The organism is Photobacterium sp. GB-210, assembly GCF_003026075.1.
Classification (GTDB): Bacteria; Pseudomonadota; Gammaproteobacteria; order Enterobacterales; family Vibrionaceae; genus Photobacterium.
Map to the genome: position 1 here is coordinate 41,327 of NZ_PYNU01000021.1, position 24,696 is coordinate 66,022.

Annotated in this window: 23 protein-coding genes; 12 read left to right on the plus strand and 11 right to left on the minus strand. The window is 39.9% G+C overall.

Annotation, left to right across the window (positions count from 1 at the left end):
• Positions 1 to 157: 157 nt before the first annotated feature.
• The 3 genes from C9J38_RS17770 to C9J38_RS17775 form a co-directional block, all read right to left on the minus strand.
• Positions 158 to 619 carry a SulA-like leucine-rich domain-containing protein gene (locus tag C9J38_RS17770; RefSeq protein ID WP_107208258.1) on the minus strand — a complete coding sequence of 154 codons (462 nt, stop codon included), beginning with the start codon at positions 617 to 619 and terminating at the stop codon, positions 158 to 160.
• Between the two features lie 760 nt (positions 620 to 1,379).
• The gene (locus C9J38_RS21920; protein ID WP_199187151.1) at positions 1,380 to 1,532 is read right to left on the minus strand and encodes a hypothetical protein; all 153 of its coding nucleotides are present in this window, start codon (positions 1,530 to 1,532) and stop codon (positions 1,380 to 1,382) included.
• A 146-nt stretch (positions 1,533 to 1,678) separates the two neighbouring features.
• Positions 1,679 to 2,398, minus strand: a complete 720-nt coding sequence (locus tag C9J38_RS17775; RefSeq protein WP_107208259.1) for a sulfite exporter TauE/SafE family protein — start codon at positions 2,396 to 2,398, stop codon at positions 1,679 to 1,681.
• Positions 2,399 to 2,599: 201 nt separating this feature from the next.
• Between C9J38_RS17775 and bla the strand changes: the two genes are divergently transcribed.
• Positions 2,600 to 3,487, plus strand: a complete 888-nt coding sequence (gene bla, locus C9J38_RS17780; RefSeq protein ID WP_107208260.1) for a class A beta-lactamase — start codon at positions 2,600 to 2,602, stop codon at positions 3,485 to 3,487.
• 158 nt (positions 3,488 to 3,645) lie between these two features.
• Positions 3,646 to 4,188 carry a prepilin-type N-terminal cleavage/methylation domain-containing protein gene (locus C9J38_RS17785; protein WP_107208261.1) on the plus strand — a complete coding sequence of 181 codons (543 nt, stop codon included), beginning with the start codon at positions 3,646 to 3,648 and terminating at the stop codon, positions 4,186 to 4,188.
• A 43-nt stretch (positions 4,189 to 4,231) separates the two neighbouring features.
• Here the strand turns inward: C9J38_RS17785 and C9J38_RS17790 are convergent, their stop codons facing one another.
• Both C9J38_RS17790 and C9J38_RS17795 read right to left on the minus strand, forming a co-directional pair.
• Complete coding sequence (locus C9J38_RS17790; RefSeq protein ID WP_107208262.1) at positions 4,232 to 5,095, minus strand: MurR/RpiR family transcriptional regulator; 864 nt, start codon at positions 5,093 to 5,095, stop codon at positions 4,232 to 4,234.
• 28 nt (positions 5,096 to 5,123) lie between these two features.
• Positions 5,124 to 6,395: an amino acid deaminase gene (locus C9J38_RS17795; protein ID WP_107208263.1), complete on the minus strand. Its 1,272-nt coding sequence runs from the start codon at positions 6,393 to 6,395 to the stop codon at positions 5,124 to 5,126.
• Positions 6,396 to 6,572: 177 nt separating this feature from the next.
• Between C9J38_RS17795 and C9J38_RS17800 the strand changes: the two genes are divergently transcribed.
• The 6 genes from C9J38_RS17800 to C9J38_RS17825 all read left to right on the plus strand — a co-directional run bounded on the left by C9J38_RS17800 (position 6,573) and on the right by C9J38_RS17825 (position 13,768).
• Positions 6,573 to 8,024, plus strand: coding sequence for an amidohydrolase family protein (locus tag C9J38_RS17800; RefSeq protein ID WP_107208264.1), 1,452 nt, complete (start codon positions 6,573 to 6,575; stop codon positions 8,022 to 8,024).
• Positions 8,025 to 8,067: 43 nt separating this feature from the next.
• Entirely contained in the window at positions 8,068 to 8,460 is a 393-nt protein-coding gene (locus C9J38_RS17805) for a RidA family protein (RefSeq protein WP_005368015.1), read from the plus strand.
• Positions 8,461 to 8,560: 100 nt separating this feature from the next.
• Complete coding sequence (locus C9J38_RS17810; RefSeq protein ID WP_107208265.1) at positions 8,561 to 9,505, plus strand: sugar kinase; 945 nt, start codon at positions 8,561 to 8,563, stop codon at positions 9,503 to 9,505.
• Between the two features lie 58 nt (positions 9,506 to 9,563).
• Positions 9,564 to 11,954: a family 20 glycosylhydrolase gene (locus tag C9J38_RS17815; protein ID WP_233218524.1), complete on the plus strand. Its 2,391-nt coding sequence runs from the start codon at positions 9,564 to 9,566 to the stop codon at positions 11,952 to 11,954.
• 73 nt (positions 11,955 to 12,027) lie between these two features.
• A complete protein-coding gene (locus tag C9J38_RS17820; protein WP_107208280.1) occupies positions 12,028 to 13,074 on the plus strand; it encodes a lactonase family protein in 1,047 nt (348 codons plus the stop codon).
• Between the two features lie 100 nt (positions 13,075 to 13,174).
• Positions 13,175 to 13,768: an alpha-ketoglutarate-dependent dioxygenase AlkB gene (locus C9J38_RS17825; RefSeq protein ID WP_107208267.1), complete on the plus strand. Its 594-nt coding sequence runs from the start codon at positions 13,175 to 13,177 to the stop codon at positions 13,766 to 13,768.
• Positions 13,769 to 14,430: 662 nt separating this feature from the next.
• On the opposite strand, the gene C9J38_RS17835 is transcribed toward C9J38_RS17825, so the two are convergent.
• Entirely contained in the window at positions 14,431 to 15,720 is a 1,290-nt protein-coding gene (locus C9J38_RS17835; protein WP_107208268.1) for a hemolysin family protein, read from the minus strand.
• 398 nt (positions 15,721 to 16,118) lie between these two features.
• Between C9J38_RS17835 and C9J38_RS17840 the strand changes: the two genes are divergently transcribed.
• Positions 16,119 to 16,487, plus strand: a complete 369-nt coding sequence (locus tag C9J38_RS17840; RefSeq protein ID WP_107208269.1) for a lipoprotein — start codon at positions 16,119 to 16,121, stop codon at positions 16,485 to 16,487.
• A gap of 364 nt (positions 16,488 to 16,851) precedes the next feature.
• On the opposite strand, the gene C9J38_RS17845 is transcribed toward C9J38_RS17840, so the two are convergent.
• Complete coding sequence (locus C9J38_RS17845) at positions 16,852 to 17,244, minus strand: nitrous oxide-stimulated promoter family protein (protein ID WP_107208281.1); 393 nt, start codon at positions 17,242 to 17,244, stop codon at positions 16,852 to 16,854.
• Between the two features lie 241 nt (positions 17,245 to 17,485).
• Between C9J38_RS17845 and C9J38_RS17850 the strand changes: the two genes are divergently transcribed.
• The gene (locus tag C9J38_RS17850; protein ID WP_005367981.1) at positions 17,486 to 17,779 is read left to right on the plus strand and encodes a hypothetical protein; all 294 of its coding nucleotides are present in this window, start codon (positions 17,486 to 17,488) and stop codon (positions 17,777 to 17,779) included.
• A 185-nt stretch (positions 17,780 to 17,964) separates the two neighbouring features.
• Here C9J38_RS17850 and C9J38_RS17855 read toward each other — a convergent pair whose 3' ends face one another.
• Positions 17,965 to 18,840: an NAD(P)-dependent oxidoreductase gene (locus tag C9J38_RS17855; RefSeq protein WP_107208270.1), complete on the minus strand. Its 876-nt coding sequence runs from the start codon at positions 18,838 to 18,840 to the stop codon at positions 17,965 to 17,967.
• 307 nt (positions 18,841 to 19,147) lie between these two features.
• Here C9J38_RS17855 and C9J38_RS17860 point away from each other — a divergent pair, with 307 nt between their 5' ends.
• Positions 19,148 to 20,485 (plus strand): PLP-dependent aminotransferase family protein, encoded by a 1,338-nt coding sequence (locus C9J38_RS17860; RefSeq protein ID WP_107208271.1) that lies wholly within the window; start codon positions 19,148 to 19,150, stop codon positions 20,483 to 20,485.
• Between the two features lie 129 nt (positions 20,486 to 20,614).
• The gene (locus C9J38_RS17865; RefSeq protein WP_107208272.1) at positions 20,615 to 21,253 is read left to right on the plus strand and encodes a thiopurine S-methyltransferase; all 639 of its coding nucleotides are present in this window, start codon (positions 20,615 to 20,617) and stop codon (positions 21,251 to 21,253) included.
• A gap of 105 nt (positions 21,254 to 21,358) precedes the next feature.
• Here the strand turns inward: C9J38_RS17865 and purT are convergent, their stop codons facing one another.
• The 3 genes from purT to cdd form a co-directional block, all read right to left on the minus strand.
• Entirely contained in the window at positions 21,359 to 22,537 is a 1,179-nt protein-coding gene (gene purT, locus C9J38_RS17870) for a formate-dependent phosphoribosylglycinamide formyltransferase (RefSeq protein ID WP_107208273.1), read from the minus strand.
• A gap of 193 nt (positions 22,538 to 22,730) precedes the next feature.
• A complete protein-coding gene (locus C9J38_RS17875) occupies positions 22,731 to 23,615 on the minus strand; it encodes a DMT family transporter (protein WP_107208274.1) in 885 nt (294 codons plus the stop codon).
• Positions 23,616 to 23,764: 149 nt separating this feature from the next.
• Complete coding sequence (gene cdd, locus C9J38_RS17880; RefSeq protein ID WP_005367973.1) at positions 23,765 to 24,652, minus strand: cytidine deaminase; 888 nt, start codon at positions 24,650 to 24,652, stop codon at positions 23,765 to 23,767.
• Positions 24,653 to 24,696: the final 44 nt, after the last annotated feature.

The following is a 24,696-nucleotide window of genomic DNA, read 5'->3' on the forward strand; positions in this document are numbered from 1 at the left end:
TATATGGTCTTTTTATGTACCTAAAAACCATTATCTTAATAAAATGATAGTTTGTATGTTTATTTGGGATGGAACAAGGGGAATTATTTAAACTTATTAACGTTATCCTCATTAAAATTACGTCACTGTAACCATTTTGTTACGATCCTAGTCCATGTTAATGCACAGTTAAGTGGGTTGTTGTATTTTTATTTAGTACAAATGCCATCGCATGTCCGCTGGTCGCTGCAGAGTATATAAGGGGAGTATCAAATTGTTCGATTTCACCAGCAACAATAACAGCACTGCAATTTCCCATTTCTAATGCCTTCACCATTAAATTATGTTTACTTTGATGAACAGGTGTTTTTAACAGCAAGACCTTGTTGATGTCGATACCTGCATTTTTTAATAATGACTTATCGATTAAGGCATCATAGCCAATAAACATGATCCAACGATTTTCACTATTCGCTTTTTTTAATAGTCGTAAGAAATAGGCTAATTGAGTTTGCTGCTCTGCACTATAACTCACTTCAATTGGTTGTCCGACCGCAGCAGAAAGAGGTTGCTGGGTTGAATCTGCTGCAAATGTTGACTTGTAAACTTGTGAAGCAGTAATTGATGAGTGGTAGTTCATTAGTGCTTTCCTCAACTAGTGGTTATATATACATACTGTATGTGTGTACAGTAGTTTTATTTAGCTCCTGATGCAAGTGTTTTTTGTGTGATCTTTTTATATCTTGTGTGGTTTTTTATAGGTGGCGTTCGAATTCAAATTAATTTAAATATCTGATTTTAAATGAATATTTAAGTATGTTTTATTTGTGTTATTTTGTTTTATGAAAACTGAAAATTATCAATAGTTAAAATATTGCGCTATGTCACAGGTGTTTATACAGTAATTCATACAGTGTTTTGTACAGTGGTTGGGTTAAAAACAGTTACAGTATTAAATCGGTTAATTGACTGTTGAGGCTGCTGTGGATGTTTAATCAGCGTAATTAATGTAGTAATGGGAATAGAAGATGGCTCTGTGCGCATTCGTCACGGTATTGCTTATAGCCGATGCATAGTTATGTGGATTGTTGGTTTGTTATTAATCTAGATAAAAGCATTACTGATAGGACATTTATGTGTATTTAGAAAGGCTTGCAAGAAGGTTAATAGGTTAATGAGATCTAATGCGGGAGAGGCGATTACTTACTTTTGTAGTCTCAGGTGATGGGAAAATAACATAGTTAGGATATGCTCTATGCATTTACCCTAACTATAATTATCAATTGAATTGCCAACATATTTTCAGATAAATAAAACAATAGTTCTTGAATAGAGTTGGCTTGATATGATGAGAGAATTAAGCACCTATTATTTAGATGCTTAATTCTAAAGTAAATAGACTATAAACAATATGCGACAATCGCTTTTTCGTAAGTAAAGCCTGTGTCATTTTCAACCCAGCACTCAATACAGCTACCTTCAATATCATCTGCCGTGATGCAGTCTTCAACAATACCGAACTTTCCATTCGTTAAGGCAACAACAATATCCATATTATACCTCTTAAATAACTGATAAAAATTAATGTTTGTTAACATATGTTTATCAAGTTGTATCGGTAATGGTCAATCATTTTGTTTGGTTTAATTGATACTGTGGGTACTAATCTTAGTGATATGTGATATTGAGTACATATTTACTAGTGGATACTTTCATAGATGGCAATGATACCGCAAATTAAGCACAGGATAAGAGCAGCGTAGCGTATTTTTTCTTTCGGCAGAGACTGGGTAGTCTTGAGCGCTAACCAATATCCCAGCCATGCACTTGGGATTAAAGGGAGGGTGATCCAAAGTTTATCAAAAGAAAGAAAGCCGACAGGAATTTGTGCCGCTAAAGAAACAATAGAACTAAAGACAAAGAATGCTGATAGGTTACCACGTAATTGATTGGCTTCTTGATGTTGCAACAATATCGCCATTGGCGGCCCACCAATGGCGGAGCTTGTACCGAATAAGCCTGAGAAGAAGCCTGCAATAACCATTCTACGAGGCGTCGGTTCAATCCGATAAGGTAAGATACTCACAACCACTGCAAGTAGTACCAGTAAACCAATCCACAATGTTAGGACATGAGCCGAAACATAAACAAGTAAAGCCGCACCTGCAATAGAGCCAGGTACCCGCCCTAAAATGGCCATTTTTAAACCACCAAGTTCAATACTACTGCGATGTTTTAAGGCGTTAAGTAATGAGATAAATAATGCAATAAGGCAAATAGGGGCAGGGACATATTGTGGAGCATAAACAATTAAAATAGGTGCAGAAACAATTGCTAAACCAAAGCCGATAGCTGTTTGGACATAAGATCCGACAAAGATTGCTGCAATCGCAAGTAAGGTGGTAGGTTCAATAGTCATTATATTTATGTAGTAGCTTGAATATGGGTGGTTACGGAGATTATGTAAATACTAAATCAAACTAATACTAATAATGCATAAAGTAAAATAGTAAATGAAAATATAGGTGGTTATCCAATTTTAATTAACTTTATATCGCAAACGTTACTTTTAATGGATTTTTTTACTGATAAAATGTGAAAGCTATTATCAGAGGTGTACATGCGTTATTTATCAAAAAAAATATCAAAACACATTATTGGTTCAGTATTAATGGGCTCTCTTTTGGGCTTTTCTAGCGTGAGCCTAGCGGAAAACATCACAGTTAATTCAGCAATTGAACATGCTGAAAAGCAATTAGGTGCAAGAATTGGTGTCTCAGTCGTTGATGGCAAAGGAAAGCAGTTGTTTGGCTATAACAGCGATCAACGTTTTCCATTAATGAGTACCTTTAAAACACTTGCTTGTGCAAAGTTACTACATGATAACCAAATCAATGATGGCATGATGGATAAAACCTATCTGATCAACGCCGATACAATTTTAGATTATGCGCCAGTATTTCAAGACAAAGTCGGCACAGAGGTGTCATTAAAAGACGCGTGTTTTGCCACCATGACAACCAGTGATAATTCAGCGGCGAATTTAGTACTAAGTCATATTGGTGGCCCAGTAGGCGTAACGACATTTTTAATTGATAGTGGTGACAATGTAACAAGGTTAGATCGTATTGAACCATTACTCAATGAGGCAACACCAGGTGATGAGCGTGATACCACTACACCTTATGCAATGAATAAAACGATTAGCAATTTAGTATTAGGTAATGCTTTAAATGCGTCTTCAAAACAACAACTGAAAGACTGGATGAAAGCCAATAAAGTTTCAAATGGCTTGTTGCGTTCAGTCTTACCAAAAGGGTGGGAAATTGCAGATCGCTCAGGCGCTGGTGGCCATGGTTCACGTGGTATTACTGCTGTGGTATGGAACGAACAAAAACAACCGTTAGTGATCAGTATTTATCTAACAGGTACTAAAGCGAGTATTCCTGAGCGTGATAAAGAAATAGCTCAAATTGGTCAGGCTATTTTACAGCATTTTGGGGCTTAAAACACAGGAATACGAAAGCACAATGTAATTTATGTTGTGCTTTTATGATCTATTGATATTGCTAACGTTTTTCCAACACTTTGTTTGCTATTCATTGCTCAGTCAATAGGATGGAAATATACGACACAAAAAACTGATGTACATAAAGGATAACGATAGTGAAAATTAGAGGGTTTAGTCTTATTGAACTAGTTATCATCATCGTTATTGTTGGAATTATTGCTGTTTTCGTCGCCCCTAAGTTTTTAAATATCAGTAGAGATGCTCGCATTGCTTTATTAAAAGGAGTGAAATCTTCACTGATAACGGCAAGTGATTTTGTCCATACGCGCGCCATAGTTCTTGGTGTTGAGCATGATCCTAACAAGTCAGTGATAGATGCAGGTGATGTTGATATTGAAATTGTTATGGGTTATCCAACCGGGCATTGGATGCATAGCATGCGTTACTTATTGACCTTGAATGATGTAATGTATACCAGTGGTAGAGATACCCAATGCCAGGCTGAGTGGTGTGGTTTGGGTAATCAAGGTACAATACCTAGTGGTCAAATCTCAGCATTACCAGCAGGCAATACCACACCTAAAGTCGGTAAAATATTTCCTCGTGGTTTTAGTTATAACGATCAGTGTGGCGTTTACTTTGTAAATTATTACGATGGTGAACCACCTGTTGTCGGTATTGAAGATAAAGATTGTTAACCCAGTATTTTCCCTTTAAACAGCCACATAGATATTTCTCTTATTAATCTCCAAGCGGTTGTCGCTCTAAGCCACCTCGATGAGCATCAAGGGCTATTTTTAACCGTCGCAGTTTGTCTCTTGAACGTCGTTTGTTTTTAACCGCAATAGCCATTGATATGACATCAACCAGTGCCAGCATGGCATAGCGTGATGCTGATGGTTTATAGATAAAGTCTGTTTCTTGATGTTTAATTTGTAGCACCAAACTAGCTAGTTCCGCGAGTGGGGTATTATTCGGGGTTATAGCAATAATCTTTAAGCCGTACTCTTTGGCTAACTGCGCGGTTTCAACCACGATTGGTGTGTAACCAGTAGATGAAATCATCACCAAAACATCATTACTTTCGGCGGTTGCGGCTATCATTCGTGACAACAACCCATCGTTGTAAGCCACAACAGGGTAGCCTAACCTAAATAAACGGTGCTGCATTTCTTGTGCGGCAATTGTTGAACCGCCGCCCATTCCAATAGCGATGACTTGCCGAGCGTTGTGTAACCAATCAGCAGCGGTATCAATATCTTTTTCGACAATTAAACTGCGGTTTACATCTAACGACTGTTTGATTGATTCATAAATACCTTGATAACCACTTTGATCTGGTGGCTCTAGAATAAATCGCTGACCGACAGATAAGCTTTGCGCGAGTTTAATTTTCATGTCACGCACGTTCTTACATCCAATCGCTTTAGCAAAACGAGTAATAGAAGCTTCACTAACATCAGCGCCTTGTGCTAATTCAGTAATACTGGCATTGGCTGCGCTTTGGATGTCATCCATGATCCATTGTGCGACTTTCTTTTCGGCATCACGAAGGGCATTATAACGCTCTGTTATTTGAGAAATAATATCGACATCTACACTCATATTGTTTTCCTCTTGTTAATTAGTGCGTTTAAAACCATGTTCTTACCCAGTGAGTGACGCGATCGTTATCATCAGATACTGCGACAGCACGCCATTTATCAAAGGTTAGACAAGGGTGAGAAGTTGAAAATACGAGGACATCACCTACTTGTAGATCGCAATCACTTGAAACAGAGAGAAAAGCATGTTGATCCATCACAGCCGTTGTTTTTACCTGATCAAAAACAACAGGTTCACCATTACGATAAGCGCGTTCAAGAATAGGTAATCCTGCATCAAAAGCAGCATCACGCTTGCCAAAGCCGACAATCACTTTATTCGGCTCTGGTCGAGAGACCACATAAGCCCAAAGCTCCAGTGCTGATGCTAAATCACCACCTAAATCACATGCTATTCCCTGATTTTTTTCAGCACGCTGCATGACTTGATGTTGCGCATCAAGATAAATGCCCGTGTCATGGATGGCATAACAACCGGGACGAATAACAGCCTCTAACTCTTGCTGCTTATTAAAACATTCAGCAACAATGTCATACCAAGCAGAGCCCGCACCTGTGACTAATGGCATTCCTTGAATGAGGTGTTCTTGCTGTAATTGGATGGTGATTGCAATAGTACGATTGAGAAAGTCTCTGACTCGTTGTTCTGCATCATCGCCATGAATAACCCCTTCGTAGACTTCAATACCTTTTAAGTTTAAGTGGGGGCTTTGGTGAATAAGTTGAGCTAACGCCATGACTTCTTGCGCTGTACGACAACCACAACGACCGCCATCAACACCCATTTCAATTAATATATTCAGTTTTTGATCATGGCTGGCAAAGAAGTCTTCCAAGGCTTCAACATTGCGTCTTGAGTCGACGCAACAATAAAAGTCTACATCATAATCTTTGATTAATTGCGAAATGATCATCATGTTTGCGCGACCCACTAATTGATTCGCCATAATGATATTTTGTGCCCCACTGAGTACGGCTATTTGGGCTTGAGCAGGACTTGCAATAGTGATGCCCCACGCTCCATGTTCAAGTTGTTGGCGGAAAAAGGCTGGGGTCATGGTCGTTTTACCATGAGGTGCCAATTTCACGTTATGGTGATTCGCAAATTGTTGCATCCACTGAAGGTTATTATCCAGTAAAGAGGCTTTGATCACCGCAGCAGGCAAAGCAATCTCTTCATCGATTAGGCAGTAATGCCGGTTTGACTCAGTCGTAATAGGCTGAGCTTTTTCACCGAAATCTGGGGTGGTAAAGCAGTTATCATGATAGTTTTTATCGTATTCAAAGAGATTCTTATCCATGCATCACCTTTTCTAACATAAGTTAAGTTGTTGATACTTATTTTATAAATGTATAAAAGGGTAAGTTACGTGTTAGAAACTATCAAACAATTGTTACCTTTTTGTGTGTTTTATCACTGATTAAAATCCGCGTTTCTTTACTATGTCTGTATCTTATAAATTTAGAGCGTGCTCAATATGCTGTGCGATACCATCATTAAAAAAGCAGTCATTGTTGACGGTACTGGCGCGGCATCGTTCATTGCGGATGTCGCTATTTGTCAGGATCGTATTCAAGCGATTGGTCAATTAGATGGTTATGACGCTAAGCAAATTATTCACGCTGAAGGATTGGTGTTGTCTCCGGGTTTTATTGATGTACATACCCATGATGATACCAATGTGATCCGTGCTCCTGAGTGTCTTTCTAAAATTAGCCAAGGTGTCACAACCGTGATAGTGGGCAATTGTGGCATTAGTGCAAGCCCCACGATTTTGAAAGGAGAGCCACCGGAGCCAATGAACTTATTGGGAAAAAAAGACGATTTTCAATATTCAACCTTTGGCGATTATGTAAAGGCGGTGCAAGCTGCGGAGCCAGCAGTGAATGTTGCAGCCTTGGTGGGGCATACCACATTACGCAATAACGTAATAGATGATTTGCAACGTACTGCCACAAATGAAGAAATTGAATCTATGCGCGAGAGCTTAGCTCAAGCGATGAAGCAAGGTGCATTGGGATTAAGCTCCGGTTTAGCTTACCAAAGTGCAAAAGCTGCCACCGCAGATGAAGTCATGAGGTTGGCAACTGTGCTAAGTCAATATGGTGGTATATATACAACCCATATGCGTACAGAGTTTGAAGCGATCATCAGTGCGATGGAAGAAGCCTTTGAAACAGGAAAGCATGCGCAAGTACCTGTGGTTATATCTCACTTAAAATGTGCAGGAGCTGGTAACTGGGGGCGCACGGTAGAAGTGTTATCCTTGATGGATAAAGTCTCAGAATATCAAGATATTGCTTGTGATTGTTATCCATATTCAGCCAGTTCATCAACGCTCGATTTAAATCAAGTTACAGATGATTTTGATATTTTTATTACTTGGTCAGAACCCAAACCAGAACTCGCAGGTAAAACCCTGAAAGTGATAACTGAAGAGTTGAATCTTTCATTATTAGAAGCAGCAAGAGCATTACAACCGGCAGGGGCTGTTTATCACTGTATGGATGAAGAGGATGTAAAACGAGTTTTAAAATATAAATTGACCATGGTGGGGTCTGATGGCTTACCGAATGATCCGAAGCCACACCCTCGTTTATGGGGAACGTTCCCGCGAGTGTTAGGTCAATACTGTCGTGAAGAACAGTTATTTTCATTAGAAGAAGCGGTTCATAAAATGACGGGAATGTCGGCGAATCGATATCAATTAAAAGATCGTGGTGAAATAAAAATAGGGGCGTTTGCCGATTTAGTTTTATTTGATCCTGATACCATAAAAGATACAGCCACATTTCAAAACCCAATATCTATTGCTAAGGGTATAGAAAGCGTCTTTGTAAATGGACAATTAACCTATTCAAATGGCAACGTCAGTGGCAAAAGGAAAGGCGTATTTTTATTTAGAAGTAGCACCCAAGAAAATAATTAAAAAAACATATTTAAAGAATAACTAGTTATCGGTGGAGAGTCGTATGTCAATCAAACGTTATGGTGTAGAAGGTGGGGTAGGAACTGGAGGTCAACACTTGCCATTTGCTCGCGCAACTGAGGCTGGAGGGTTTCTTTATGTCTCTGGTCAAACACCGATGATTGATGGTGAGGTAGTAGAAGGCGGAATCGTTGACCAGTCTCGTTTAGCGATCCAAAACTGTATCGATATCATGGACGAAGCAGGCTATACCCTTGCCGATGTAATGCATGTAAAAGTCGTGCTTACTGATGCTCGTTATTTCCAATCATTCAATAAAGTGTTTCGTGAATTTTTTGGTGAACATCCACCAGCACGTATTTGCATGGTGTGTGATTTGGTTGTTGATGTAAAAGTCGAAGTCGATGTGACTTGTTACCGAGAAGACCGCCGCTAACCCTAGATTTAAGCTTTATTTGGAGTGCCTAAATGCCATCTCTTCGATTATTTAGGCGCTCTTTTTTTATTTATATCATTACATATCGAGTTTTCAATTGATGCTTAACTCCGCTGAAACCAAGATTGCATTTTTTGGTGAGTGTATGATCGAACTAAGCGGCGATCCTATTCGTAAAGGCTTTGGTGGCGATACATTAAATACTGCGCTTTATCTTTCACGATTAACTTGCCAGCACTCAGTACATGTTTCTTATGCGACAGGATTAGGTGTCGACACATTATCTCAAGAGCTGCTGGAAACATGGCATCTAGAAGGAATCCACACCAATTTAGTTGAAATCTTCGCTCAGCAATTACCCGGTTTATACATGGTACAAACGGATAAAACGGGTGAGCGGAGTTTTCTCTATTGGCGAGATAACTCGGCAGCAAAACGCTATTTCTCAACCTCATCACTGAATAAATTAGAAATTGCATTACAAGATAAGCAATACGATTACTTTTACCTGAGCGGTATTAGTCTTGCCATTTTAGACCAAGCAAGCCGCTTACGACTTAAAAACCGGCTTGAAGCTTTTTCGCAAACAGGTGGAAAGATCATCTTTGATAATAACTATCGCCCTCAATTATGGTCGAGCGAAGAAGCGCAACATTGGTATAGCCAAATCTTACCGCTGGTTGATATCGCGTTAATCACACAAGACGATGATGTATTGGTGTGGGGAGATGATGAAAGCGTTGCTGCTCGTTGTTTACGCATGGGCTGTCATGAAATAGTGATAAAACGAGGGAGTGAACCTTGCCAGCTTATTTGGCGCCAAGATCAGCTTGTTCAGCGTGCTGATGTTGCGACAGAGCAGGTGAGCAATGTGATTGATACTTGTGCAGCAGGTGACTCTTTTGCTGCAGGCTATTTAGCTGGGCGAGTTACAGGGAAAAGCCATCAAGACTCAGCAACGTTAGGACATGCTTTAGCGGCAATTGTGATCCAACATTCAGGCGCCATTATCCCCAACGATATAATGCGACATTTAATTTTATAATTACCTGAGATCATAAAAATGTCTTTCCTTGTTCCACGTTTCTAATGGTTGCATAGCAATGACGCCAAATAGCGATTTAAATTTAATGCCTTATCCACAGAGAGTGGAGCGTAAACAAGGCATAGTCACGTTGGATAAATCCTTTGCTATTTATATCAAAGGTTACGATTCGCCTCGTGTACAATTTTACGCCAAAAGAATCATGGAGCGACTTTATCGTCAGACAGGGTTGCCCATGTTGAACTGGCAAGCACAATCTGAACAAGACGCGACGTTAGTGATTAATATTTATCATCGCCCCAAATCGGATGTTCAGAACATTAATAGTGACGAGTCTTACACGCTTGATGTTGGCAACGGTAAAATTGTGATTAATGCAGCGCAGCATTATGGTGTATTTCGTGGCTTAGAAACTCTGCTTCAAATAGTTTCTACGGATGCTACTGGTTATTTTTTTCCTGCTGTTTCTATTCAAGATAGGCCACGCTTTCCTTGGCGTGGGGTATCTTATGATACTTCAAGACATTTCATTGAGCTTGATGTGATCCTTCGTCAATTAGATGCAATGGCATCAGCCAAACTCAATGTTTTTCACTGGCATCTATGGGACGATCAAGGCATACGTATTCAACTCGATAAATACCAAAAACTTTGGCGTGACACGACCGATGGTGATTTCTATAGCAAAGCTCAGATTCGTCAGGTTGTCGATTATGCGCGTAATTTAGGTATTCGTGTTATTCCAGAAATATCATTACCAGGTCATGCATCTGCGGTGGCTCATGCTTACCCTGAATTAATGTCTGGCATAGGAAAGCAACAATACCCTCAGCAACGTGGATGGGGAGTATTTGAACCTTTAATGGATCCTACTAATCCAGAACTTTATGCAATGCTAGCGAGTGTGTTTGATGAAGTTGTTGCCTTATTTCCTGATGAGTATTTCCACATAGGCGGGGATGAGCCTAACTATAAACAATGGCGTGACAACCCGAAAATTCAGCAGTTTATTAAAGAGCATCATATTGATGGTGAACGCGGTTTACAGTCTTATCTTAATACTAAAGTAGAGCAGATGCTGGCAGAGCGCGGTAAGAAAATGATCGGGTGGGATGAAATTTGGCATAAAGAGTTACCCAAATCGATAGTGATCCAAAGCTGGCAAGGTCATGACAGCATAGGCCGTGCCGCAAAAGAAGGGTATCAAGGTATTCTTTCTACGGGGTATTACCTTGATCAGCCACAACCGACAAGCTATCACTATCGAAACGATCCTATGCCTAAAGGGAGCACGGTGGATGACAAACTTCGTCAAGGCGAGGTATTCGAGACTTATGATTGGGTAAAGCCAAGAAGCAAAGATGGCCCACGTAAAGGTAACTTAACTATTATTACCGCTGCTGATGGCAGTTATCGGGCGTTTACAGACTACAACGGTAAGTCTCGTGAAGAGGTATACATTCTTATGTATGTGCCAGGCGTTAAATTCCGAGGTTATTTCGATAACTTCATGTCATACACCGAATTTAATTACGATTTTTCCAATGACAAACTTGCAGACAGCAGTTATCAGTTAATCGGTAATGTGCGCTGGCCTGCAACAGGGCAACTTATTGCAAGTAGTGATATAAAAGGCAGTCAGATCCCAGAACCTAATGGGGGCTATCCAGCAGAATTAACTGAAAAAGAACAAGCATTGATTTTAGGTGGTGAAATCACAATATGGGGCGAAAACCTTGATTCTATGACGATTGAACACCGTTTATGGCCGCGAAGTTACGCAATTGCAGAGCGTTTGTGGTCAAGCCAAGCGTTAACCGATGAGCGCAGCATGTATAAGCGGATGAAAGCAATCGATACGTGGTCAGAGATATCTGTTGGGTTACGCCATCATGCAGATGCAAACATGATGCTAAAACGTCTTGCTAATGGTACTGATTCAAGCCCGTTACAAACCTTAGCCAAGTACGTTGAGCCAGCCCAATATTATGCACGTCATTGGGAGAAGTGGAATTCGACACCAACGAAAGGCGATTTATATAACCAGTATGAGCGTTTAAATCGCTTTGCGGATGCATTGCCTGTTGAAAGTTTGGCAGTGTATGAGATGAACGATCTGGTTTCACGTATTAATAAGGGGGATATGTCAGCCCTTGCTACGCTAAATATGCATTACTTAACCGTTAAGTTAGCCGCGCAGCAAGCAAAACCAATTTTTGCTAACAATATTGCTGCTGTAAATACTCTGCCGATGACTGATGCTGTTATAGCGGTTGCAGAACTCGGTATGAAACTGATTGATAAAACTAAACAGGGATGTCAGTTATCAGAGCAAGAGGTAGCGGCTTATCATCAAATTATTGATAAAAATGCCGTCATATTTGACGAAACCATCGTTGCTATCGTCTCGCCAACTAAGCAGTTACTTCACATTTTAGAAAATCATTAAACGAAGTCGTTGCCGTCTGATTATTCAGGCGGCATTTTAATGATTGATAACGGATTTATTTATGAAGGTTTCCATGACAAAACAATCTCCCTTACATTTTTATGTAGGTACTTATACCGATGCACCGAGTGATAGTCATGGTGTTGTAGGCATTTCCCTTGATCCTCAATCTGGCGTATTAACGTTAAACAATGAGATAGTGCCAGATACGTTGCAACAACAGCATAATCCATCTTATCTTGCTGCGACTCAAAACGGGTTATATACCTTTAATGAAGTTGATCGACACAGTGGTGCACAGCTTCATTATTCTGATCATCAAGCGCGTTGTTCTTTAGCTATTGCTGGGGATTATCCTTGTCATATTGATGTAAAAGATAAGCTTTTGGCGGTGGCGAACTATGGTTCAGGTAATGTCACTGTTTATGGTTTAGATGAAGAAGGTCAACCGACAGAGTGTATCGCAGATTTATTTGTTGATGGCTGTGGACCAAATGTTGATCGTCAAGAAGCCCCTCATGCACATCAAGTTACATTTCTAAAGCATACCAATCAGTTAGCCGTTGTTGATTTAGGCAGTGATTGCGTTTACTTTTACGATTATGACGTAAACACATTATCATTTGCCTTAAATCAAACGCTAAACATGCCAGCAGGATCAGGCCCTCGACATCTTGTTTTCAGCCATGATGAATCAATCGGCTATGTTGTGTGTGAACTGTCTGAAACGCTTGTGGTGATCACAAAACAAAATGGCTGCTGGGAGCAAGTATCACAACAAGCACTGCTTGCTAATGAAGAAAATAAACAAGCGGCATCTGCTATTTACTTATCACCAGATGAACGCTTTTTATATGTTTCTTGTCGTGCTCAAAACAAGATTAGTTATTTTAATGTAGACGGTGAAAACGTCACTCAATTAGCCGCTGTTGATTGTGGCGGGGCATTCCCTCGTGATTTTGTGATTTCCCAAAATGGCGAATGGTTGCTGGTGGCGAATCAACATTCTAACGATATTGTTAGCTATCACCGTAATGTTGAGACGGGTGATATCACAGCAACAGGTTATCGTTGTAATGTCGGTGCACCTGTGTGCCTTGTCGAGATGCTTTCACGATAATCAAATTGATCTTAACGTCTTAAAAGCCATAGTGTTGACTGTGGCTTTTTTGTACCTTAAAAACGTATAACTTGTTGTTAAATGAATTTAGGAAAACACGATGGATTTGTTTGCTGATCAAGGGGAGTGGATAACAATCAACAATGGATTACTCTATTGGCATCCACAGTTTTTGAATTTACAGCAGTCTGAACAGTACTTTCAGCAATTGAAAAACGAACTGAACTGGCAACAAGAACACATAACGCTATTTGGTAGGTCAGTGCTTCAGCCGAGGTTACAAACATGGCTCGGTGATGCTGTTTATACTTATTCAGGGCTTACCATGCATCCACAACCTTGGACATCGGCAATATTAGATCTAAAAGCACAGTGTGAACAGCAAGCGAAAACGTCGTTTAACTCAGTGCTTGGCAATCTATACCGTGATGGAGAAGATTACATGGGGTGGCATCAAGACAATGAGCGTGAATTAGGTCATCAACCTGTTATTGCTTCTTTAAGCTTTGGTGTAACACGGCAGTTCGTGTTTAAACATAAAACCACTAAAGAGAAAATTGCCTTTCAATTAACACCGGGATCTTTGCTGATAATGGCAGGAGAGACCCAGCAGTATTGGCAACATGCACTACCTAAAACTAAACGTGTCAATGAGCCACGCATAAACTTGACCTTTCGTTATATTAATCAGTAACTGCAGGTATGATCACGTTCGATTGAAATAGCTATCATCAAAACGTTATATTTTGATAACTCATTCTAATTCATCAATTATTACAATCACTATCTCCACCTTCACAGGATAGGCTTATTGACAATAAGGGAGGAGGATATGTATTTTTTCAATTTGAAAGCCTTGTTGCTTGATTTAAAACACAACAATGTCACTGAGCGGTAATCTGCGTTGTATGTTTTGATTCCGACTATTTTGTTGATGCTGTATTCCTATTACTTACCAAAAACAGATTCGTTAGAATCACTCGCTAATAACTTCATTATGATAATTAACTTTATTATTTTTTTTATCGTCAATGGCGGCAATAACGGAAAGAACTTTTTAATTAAATACTTTTCGTTAAGTTGGGTTGTAGGCTGGCGAGTTGCAATCTTTTATTTAATTCCATTTGCGTTTGTATTTTTGGGTCTTATGTATTTTGTTTTTCCTGATTCTTTAAAACATGATACCTACGGCTTATTAGTATTTGGTATTGCTTTTGAAGTATTTTATCTTTTTTTATGATCAAGGCATTTAGAGCAACGTTACAAACAACGAGTCCTGCTTATAGTTAATAGAGCAGATGAAAAAAAAGTTAGCCTTTATGGCTAACTTTTTTTGATTGAATGAAACGCAACAGATTATTCGTAGCGTTGAGCTAATATACGATCTATACGGTTATTTTCTAATGTTAGAATGCGGAATTGCCAACCTTGCCAGCGAATACAGTCATCCAATTTAGGTAAATCATCTAATAGCCACACTAACATACCGCTAAGTGTGTGGTAACCGCCGTCTTCTTCGTCTGGCAGTTTATTAATATCTAATAGATCTTTAAATACAGTGATTGGCATCATGCCATCTAAATTCCAACTGCCATCTGGGTTTTGCTTTGACCAAACATCCTTTGGATTATCAGGGGTAAATTTACCGGCTAATGCCTCTAAAATATCTTGAGAAGTCACAATACCTTGAATATCACCATATTCATCAACCACGAAGGCAAAGTCTGTACCTGAGCTTTGGAACATTTCTAATAGCGTTGTACCTGTCCAGTTTTCTGGTACGAAAACGGGAGGGGTTAAGTAATCTAAAATTGATAGTGGATTTTCAGCCGTATTATCATTGATAAATTGTAATAACTGCTTGGCATTTAATGTGCCCTTTAAATCGCTGAAGCCGTTATTTCCAACAGGAAGGCAAGCATGCGTGCTTGAGAGTAATTTTTGTAAATAGCTCTCAGGCGAATAATTTAAATCAAGATACGCAATTTCATTTCGTGGCGTCATCATTGAAGATACTTTGCGGTCATCGAAATTGAAGACATTACGCACCATGTTATGTTCATGCTGGTGGATAACACCTGACTGAGAACCTTCCGCGATCACTGCACGGATATCATCTTCTGTTAGTGCTGAACTGTCGTCTTTTCCTTTGCCCAATAAACGCAACAGTAAATCGGTTGAGTTTGCCAATAGCCAGACAAATGGACGAGAAATAAAAGCGATAACTGCAATTGGGCGGGCGAAAAATACCGCAATAGAAACAGCGTTTACTTGACCTAATCGTTTAGGGACTAATTCACCAATAACAATCGATACATACGTTAAAACAATGACCGCAATTGCTGAAGCAGTAAAGCCAACGGATTTTGCAGGAAGGCCTAACTCAATTAACCAATGTGAAATAGGGCCAGCTAATGCAGCTTCACCAATAACACCGTTCAGAATACCAATAACAGTGATACCGATCTGCATTGTTGATAGAAATTGAGTTGGTGATTCACCTAGCTCTATTGCTTTTTGAGCAGAGATATTCCCTTCATCTGCTAATCGCTGTAACCGGTTTTTCTTTGCTGTGACAAGTGCTATCTCAGACATAGCAAATAATCCATTAATAATGATCAAACAGACCAAAATAATGATACTCATTTATTTCTCCTAGAAACTTCGAGTGCACCATAGGGTGGGAATAAAAATAGGTGCGTCTATAACATGAATAAAAGAAAGCCTATTCACACATTGTAGGTGATTATATCTATAGTATGCCTATAAGGTTAATTAAAAATTAACCTTTATTGGTTATTGATAAGAAATAAATTATGTATTCGTTTAGCCAATAAACAGAAGTGAAAACAATTAGTGATACTTGTTAGGGTAAAGAGGTGAAATTGTGAATTGATTGTTGTTGGTTTGTGATTTATGGATGTTAGCACTGTCTCAGCAATGCTAATTCATTGAACTTGTTATGTTTGATATAGTCTACGTAAAACTTTCTTTGTTATAGTGAACAAAGATCACCGTTCAGCGGAATACATGAGGATATCAGTGTGAAAAAAATTCAACTTGGCCTTGTTGCAGTTACAACGGCATTATTATTAACAGGCTGTGGGGAAGCAAAAATCACCGGTACGCCAATTAAGAATGTAGATTCTATCGCGGTGACGTCCGCAGAAGATATTGATGTGTTTTGTCCTACAGGTATTTGTACTTTTGAATTAACGGCTTCTAAACCTGTTACCGCAACTGTCACCATGCATTACGATTACACCAAGCTATATACCAAGATTGAAGGTGTTGACGTCATTGGGGAAGGGGCAAAAAATGCGAAAGTTGTTGATGACGATCAGTTTACTGTCGATATTAGCAGCGCAGATAAACCTGTGAAAATTCAAGTAATTGATTATTATCGAAACTAAATAAAACTCATCTGTTATCAAAAAGCAGCGATCATCTATCGCTGTTTTTTTAGGTAGCAATACTCTAAATATTTAAAGTGATGAGCCTTTACTGATAAATACCAGCCATTTGTTACTACAATTAACATGTTGACTGTTTTATTTATAAAAAGTCATGAAACGAAATATTTATGTACATACGGGCTATTTTCAATAGTTTCCTTCTTATATCGGTATTTCTTGTCATTACATTGATGTATGTTTTTTACACAGCAGTAAATAGGCTGATTATAAAGTAGCCAAGCCCTAAAGCGGACTTAAAAGTGAATGAAATATAAAAGTAAAAATATATTTTACTGAACATTTAACTTTTACTTGTTGTTTATTAACTCTTTCTTATTTTTCTGTTTGAAGTCATTGCTTGATTTAACGCTTTAACTTTTCGTTTATCATTAATTAAGTGTGTAATAGCCATTATTGGATGTTTATACATCATTTTAGGGCCTGAATAACGCATAATTGTTTGTGATTTGATCTTTTCTTGAACGTTGTAGCAATGAATAGGGCACTGTCGACATGTCGGCTTGTTGATACCATAAGGACAACGATCTAGCCTTTGTTTTACGTAGTTTTTGAAAGATTCACAGTCTTCACATAAATTAACTTTTTTACATTTTTCGTAATGGTGATGTGAGCAGTAAATTTCGATCATTGCTGAAATCGTCAAATATTCACGAATTAATTTACCTAGCAGCTTAAAGTTAGTGTTTATAGTCATCATTTTGTATTTCTTAATAGTCTCTATCTAATACTGTCATTATACAAACATGCATATGAAATAACATTTAAGTTTTTAGAGGGTGAATATGAAATTAAATCGTGTTTTTAATGATAAATAGCATCATCTTTGTTACCAAATTGAAAAAAAGTATCAGTTTTTTAAAGAAACATAAGGCGATGGGTTGATTTAAATAGGCTAGAGCAGTAGTATCCACGCCTCGATTTTTATGGTGGTGTATATGAGCAGATTTGAGTGCCTTGAAAGAATTGTCGACGAATATCGTAAAAAAGTTCGTGACGCTGAGTTTAACCGTCAGAACGATAGCGAAGTTGCTAAAGTTCTTGTTTTACTAGTCGGTAACTCTATGTTCAGTCTGGCTGATGAATTTGCTGATTGGGTTAATCGTGGTGGCGATCGTAGCTACGGTGGTAAGTTTTTCGTTTCTAAGCAACTAATGACGTTGTTAGAGCCTGTAACTTTCCGTGGTGTAACAGTACGTCGTGATTCGATTAAACTATTCAGAATTTCATAAGCTGAATGGATTCAATCGGTATTCCATGACTCCAATGTAGAATTGGAAAACGGATTTTTGATCTTGATGTTTATCGGGATCGGCAGAAGGGGATGCGCGTGCATCCCTTTCGCTTTTCTGGCGTTATGTAATATCGGTTTTCACAAAGTCACTATCTCGTCTCAGTGCCTGTGGTTTAAATAAACTTAAACCGTTTTATTGAAAGCTTTAATTAAGACAGATGTATCCATTCTGCCTAGCCCTTCGTTTTGTAATAAGCCATAACGTTTATCCACTGCGTCCGTCAGTGGTAATTCAAGATCGTGTTTTTTCGCTTCATCTAAACAAAAGCCCAGATCTTTACGCATCCAATCAATAGCAAAGCCAAAATCAAATTTATCTTCAGCCATCGTTTTAGCACGATTTTCCATCTGCCAAGAGCCCGCCGCACCATGCTTTAGTACGCTGACAACTTGTTCGATATCAAGGTTTGATTTTTGTGCCAGCGTTAATGCTTCACTCAATCCTTGTAGTACACCAGCAATACAAATTTGATTCACCATTTTACAGCGTTGACCTTGTCCATAACCGCCAACCAATACCGCTTGTTTCGCGTAGCTGTTTAAAATCGGTAATACGTTATCAAAAACAGCTTGTTCGCCACCGCACATGATAGTAAGTGCACCATTTTCAGCACCTGCTTGACCACCAGAAACTGGCGCATCAACAAAGTTAACGCCTTGAGCTAAGCATGCTTTCGCTAACTCTTCAGCAAGTTCCGCAGAGGTTGTCGTATGATCAACAAGCGTAGAGCCCGCTTTCATGCCTGCTAAAACGCCGTCAGCGCCAAATACAACGCTTCGAACGTCATTATCGTTACCAACACAAAGCGCAACCACATCTCGGTTCTGAGCAGCTTCACGCGGTGTTTCACTGTATTGTCCTGAAAACTCCGATGCCCATTGCTGTGCTTTAGAGGTCGTGCGGTTATACACAGTGGTGTCGAAACCTGAATTAAACAGGTGACGTGCCATTGGGAAGCCCATTACACCCAAACCAATAAAAGCGATACTTGTTGTCATAGGTTTCTCCTTACCAAATACAGTAAAATTGAGTTATGTCATTATGTGATATGTCGTCAGCAGGCAATGCCTTTATTCATAAACGATGGCGAGCTGAACGTTTGTTATTAAAGGTTGTAACTACCTTTGTAATGTCAGATTTTATCCATTTGTGCTCATTGTTAGCTAAATGGTTACCAAATGATGGTTAGTACACTAGGGGTTACATTGACATATGTCAATTTGTTTATTTAAGGTATCATTTTTGAGCTAACTTGGTTAAAGTTAGTTAAGTGATTGGTGATAATGATAAATATAGGATCAGACTGTGAGTGTCGCTAAATATAAACAAATAGCAAAAACAATAGAGGCGCGCATAGACAATGGTGAATATCCGAAAGGGTTTAAATTGCCGACACACCGTGTACTTGCGGATGAGTTAAACACCACACCCGCGACGGTAGCTAAAGCATATCAGTTACTGGTAGATAAAAAACGCGTGGAATCGTTTGTTGGGCGTGGAACATTTGTATGCTCACCATCAAGACTCAGCGATGTTATTCAACCGGCTGATGATGAAACTGATTTTAACTTCTCTATCTTGCAACCTTGCTTGTCTCAAAACCTGTCTCCACTGCGTGATGCCATGATGAATGCGGCAGAGCAACTGAGTTGTCATTTAATGGGCTATACCGAACATTCAGGCCATGAAAGCCATCGTTTGGCTGCTGTAACATGGGCGAAAAAGTTTGGTTTGGAAGGGGGGAATGTTAAAAATACCTTGTTGACGAATGGCGCACAGCATGGCTTATCGTTACTTATTCATACGTTAACAGAGCCTGGTGATACCATCGCGGTAGAAGCCTTAACTTACCCCGGTATTATGGCGATCGCTCAAGCAGCAGGTCGTCATGTGGTTGGGGTCAAACTTGATGAGCAGGGGATGTGCCCTGATGATCTGCAACAGGTGATCACTCAACATCAGCCTAAATTAGTCATTGTCGTGCCATCTCATCAAAACCCAACAGGTATCACCATGCCGCCAATAAGACGAGATGCCATTGCAACAGTGATTGAACGCAATAATATTTGGTTAATTGAAGATGATATCTACGGCTTTTTAAATCCAGATCCTATCGCCGCGATCAGTAATCGCATTCCACTGCATAGCTTTCATATTTCAGGTTTATCAAAAGCCCTTAGTCCTGCTTTACGCTGTGGCTTTTTAAAAGTACCCGAATCACATATTGCGGTTTTACAGGCCACTATTCGCGCTAACATTTGGCTATCGTCACCGCTAAATTATATTGCTGCAACGCAGTTAATTGAGAGTGGTGAAGCCTTTGAATTGGCAGAAAACCAGCGTGAAACCGCCTGTAAAAGGCAACAACTAGCCCGTGATATTTTAAGCCATGATGGTAATGAAACTGGTTTTCAAATCTGGTGGCCGTTGCCTCAACATTGGCAGCAGGAACGCTTTGTGATGGAAGCAAAAAACCAAGGGTTAATTGTCAGTAGTGGGCGTTATTTTAATGCAAATGGCGACGATCCGAAGCATATCCGTTTGTCTCTAATGGCTATTAATTCTGAGCAGCGGTTACAACAAGGTTTAACATTATTACGCGATTTAGCTCACTCTGAAGTCAGCAGCGTTATCCCGTTTTAAGCGCAAAGATAGCAAAATTGACAGTCACTGCGAAGTTATAAAAAGCGACTGTTAGCACTCTTTGAAAGCCACTGACCTATGTTATTATTTCAGCATTATTATTTTAATTAGAAAAAGTCGAGTCATAAAATGGATGCAGAATTTTGGCACTCACGCTGGGCAGAAAATCGAATTGGTTTTCACTTATCAGAGGTTAATCCGTTACTGATCAAGCATTGGTCGGCGTTAAATGCACAACGTGATGATCGCGTGTTTGTCCCTATGTGCGGTAAGTCGGAAGATCTTGTGTGGTTAGCACAAAAACATGACCACGTGATTGGGGTTGAGCTGAGTGATATTGCAGTTAAAGCCTTTTTTGCAGAAAACCTGTATACACCTTTAGTGACAGGTGTTGGTCATCAACATCTTTACCAATTTGATGAGATTTCGATTTACCAAGGTGATTACTTCACGCTAAATATCGATCCTGTCGATGTGGTTTATGATCGCGCTGCATTAATTGCAATGCCAGAAGATATGCGACAAATGTACGTCGACAAACTGTTATCGTTGGTTAAAACTGGCGGTCGTATTTTGTTGGTGACGTTAGACTACCCACAAGATGAATTGGCAGGGCCTCCTTTCTCAGTGCCAAAAGCAGACGTTGAAGCATTATTTGCGGGTTGTAAAGTGACGCATCTTGAACGTGATGATGCCGATGAAAGTCATCCTCGTCGCCAACGTGGTTTATCGCGATTTGCCGAAGAAGTATGGTTAATTGAAGTATAACTTGTTGTTATAAAGTACAGATAAAAATAAAGGCATGGTTTCTTATTAGTGGAAACCATGCCTTTTTGCTGATAGAGAAATTGTAATATGCTGGGTTAAGCGTGGTTAATCGAAAATGACTTCAACATCACCAGCGGCATTGACGGCATCATTTACTGCGCTAACAATATCTTCTCGACGTGTAAGCGCGACACCTAAACGACGACGACCATTAATTTCAGGTTTACCAAATAATCGGATCTGTGTTTGTGGGCGAGAGAGTGCAGGTAACAGGTTATCGAAACGGATGTTTGATGATACACCTTCAGCAAGGATCACTGCAGAAGCTGATGGGCCATATTGGGTGATGTGTTGAATGGGTAAACCAAGGAAAGCGCGAACGTGAAGCGCAAATTCTGATAACTCTTGTGAAATAAGCGTCACCATACCCGTATCATGTGGGCGAGGAGAGACTTCACTGAATAACACGGTATCGCCTTTAATAAATAGCTCAACACCAAATAAACCAAAACCGCCAAGTGCGTTCACTACTTTTTCTGCCACATCCTGTGCCGCTTTTAATGCTGCTTCAGACATTTGCTGTGGCTGCCATGACTCACGGTAATCCCCATCTTCTTGACGATGACCAATAGGTGCACAGAAATGCACACCATCCACCGCACGAACAGTTAATAAGGTGATTTCGTAATCAAAATCAACAAAGCCTTCAATGATCACACGACCCGCACCAGCACGACCGCCTTCTTGTGCGTATTGCCAAGCAGATTCAATATCCGCCTCGGTTTTAATCACACTTTGACCTTTACCAGATGAACTCATAATTGGCTTTACGACACATGGCATACCAACGCGATGTACCGCTGCTGAGAAATCATCAAATTGATCGGCAAATTCATAAGGTGATGTAGGAATCGATAAGGTTTCAGCGGCTAGGCAACGAATACCTTCTCGGTTCATTGTCAGTTTCGTCGCATTAGCGGTAGGCACAACGTTAACACCTTGCTGCTCTAATTCTACAAGCGTGTCAGTGGCAATGGCTTCAATTTCAGGAACAACGTAGTCGGGCTTTTCTAGTTCAATAATGTGTTTTAACGCCTCGCCATCGAGCATATCAATTACATGACTACGATGTGCAACTTGCATTGCTGGCGCGTTGGGGTAGCGATCTGCGGCAATCACTTCAATACCTAAACGTTGGCATTCAATCGCGACTTCTTTGCCAAGCTCGCCAGAGCCTAAAAGTAAAACACGTGTTGCATTTAAACCATTAGCTGTACCTAACATTATTATTCCTTACTATTTATGTTGGATAGTGTTGGTTGGGCGTGATAATACCTTGTTTTTTCATTTAAGCAAACGTTTGCGTCGGGATTTAAATAGACTTTAATAGTAAATATTAGAAAAGCTTTAGAGCTTATAATAAAAAACCGCCAAGAAGGCGGTTAGTGAATCTTTTATGGGGTACGGTTATTACTAGCTATTTTCGCTTTTCCCACTGGGTGATAAAGGCCACAGAAGCAATAATAATCGCCGCACCTAACCATAATCGACCCGGTGGTACCCAACCAAATACAAGCCAACCACCTAACACGTTTAGTGGTAATTTTGCGTGGTCGAATGGTTGAACAAATGACGCATCAGCGACGGCATAGGCTTTAGCAATCGCCCATTGTGCCAGTGCGGTTAACAGACCAGCAGCGATGATTAATGCCCATGTTGTGCCGCCTGTTGGCATAGTAAAATCAGGTAGAGCCAGTAACAAGTTAAATGGCGTGATCAGAATAAGTAAATACATCACAACAGTGGTTGGTGATTCTGTAGTAGATTGCTTTTTCACCATCAGAGAATAACCCGCCCAGAAAACCGCAGCGCCGACAGGTAATAATGTCGCAATACTAAATGAATCAGACCACGGCTCTAAAATGATCATTGCACCAATAAAGCCAGCAAGCGTTGCGCACCAACGTGCAGCGCCAACTTTCTCTTTTAGTAATACACCTGAGCCAATAGTTGCAAATAACGGTGAAGTCATAAGCAGTGCAATGCCTTGCCAAATAGGAACAGGATAGGCAAGTGCCCATAGCCAGAGTTGGATACCAATCACCGCAAGAAAGACACGGAAACAGTGCTGGAAGAATTGCTCTGTCTTTAGTGAACGGCGAATACCCATGGTTCTCAGCCATGGCAGCATAGCCACCAGTGCAACAAAGTATTGGATTAACGCAAAAGTAGTTGAAGAGACATGGAGCTTAATACTGAGAAATTGTGCAAGGCTATTTACAATCGCAAAGGCAAGGCCTGCAGAAAGCATCCATCCGGCACCTTGGACTGGGTTATGAACTGGGGTATGTGAATCAGACATTAAAAATTGGTTTCGTCAAAAAAGCATAGCGAGATAATACGCTTTTGTTTTTAGATAGCCAATATAACTGATTGTGTTGAATGCAATAGGCAATAAAAAACCGCCTATTATGGCGGTCTTACATCAACAGATGTTGCTAGCACTAACGATTAGTAAGCAACATAAGTCATTTGAATATCAGGATTTAGTGCTTCTAGTAGTGCTTGAGTACGCGCTAATTGACTGATTAGGCTTTCTGCACTTTCTACTAATGCCGCTTCAACTAATTCAGATAGTTTGTAACCTGACATATTCATGTTGATTAGCGCAACTTGCAGCGGTGGAAGGCTTGGGTTAAATGCTGCATTTTCAGCATACATACCCACAAAAACACGACCATCTTTAGCCTTTAATGCAACACCACTGAAGTTCTTAGAGTACGGGGCATGAGAGCGGTTTGCAGCATCACAAGCAGCAACAGCAAGCTCTGATTGCTCAGCAATCGTAATACCATTATTAATGTCGCTTAATAGCGCATCTTTAATACCAAGATCAGCAGGGCCGAAAGATTCAGGCAGGTATTGTTGCAGTGTCATTGGCTGACGTTCAGGAAGTTGAATAACTAAATCTTGCGCCGTATTCAATTCATTCATGAACTGACGACAGTGACCGCAAGGGCTGTAGTTAATCGTTACGTCTTTAATGCCTGTTTCACCTTTGATCCAAGCATGGCTAATTGCAGATTGCTCAGCATGGATCGTACACGCCATACTTGCGCCTACAAATTCCATATTTGCACCGAAATATAGGCGACCAGATGTACCACGAACAATAGCACCAACATAGAAATTAGAAATAGGAACAACAGCGTAAGCAGCAGCAACAGGAAGGAGAGCAAGACGAAGATCAGTATCAGATAAATTAGTTTGGGAAACTAACTGTTCAAATTGTTCAGGACTAATTGTTGAATCAAAATCTTTATCTTCAATAATTGGTCGTAAAGCTGATGCAAGCTCTTTAGGTAATTGACCTAATGCATCCATAACTTTTGCGTGCATTGGTGTGTTACTCCGTATTGTTGATGGAGAAACATTCTAAGTTA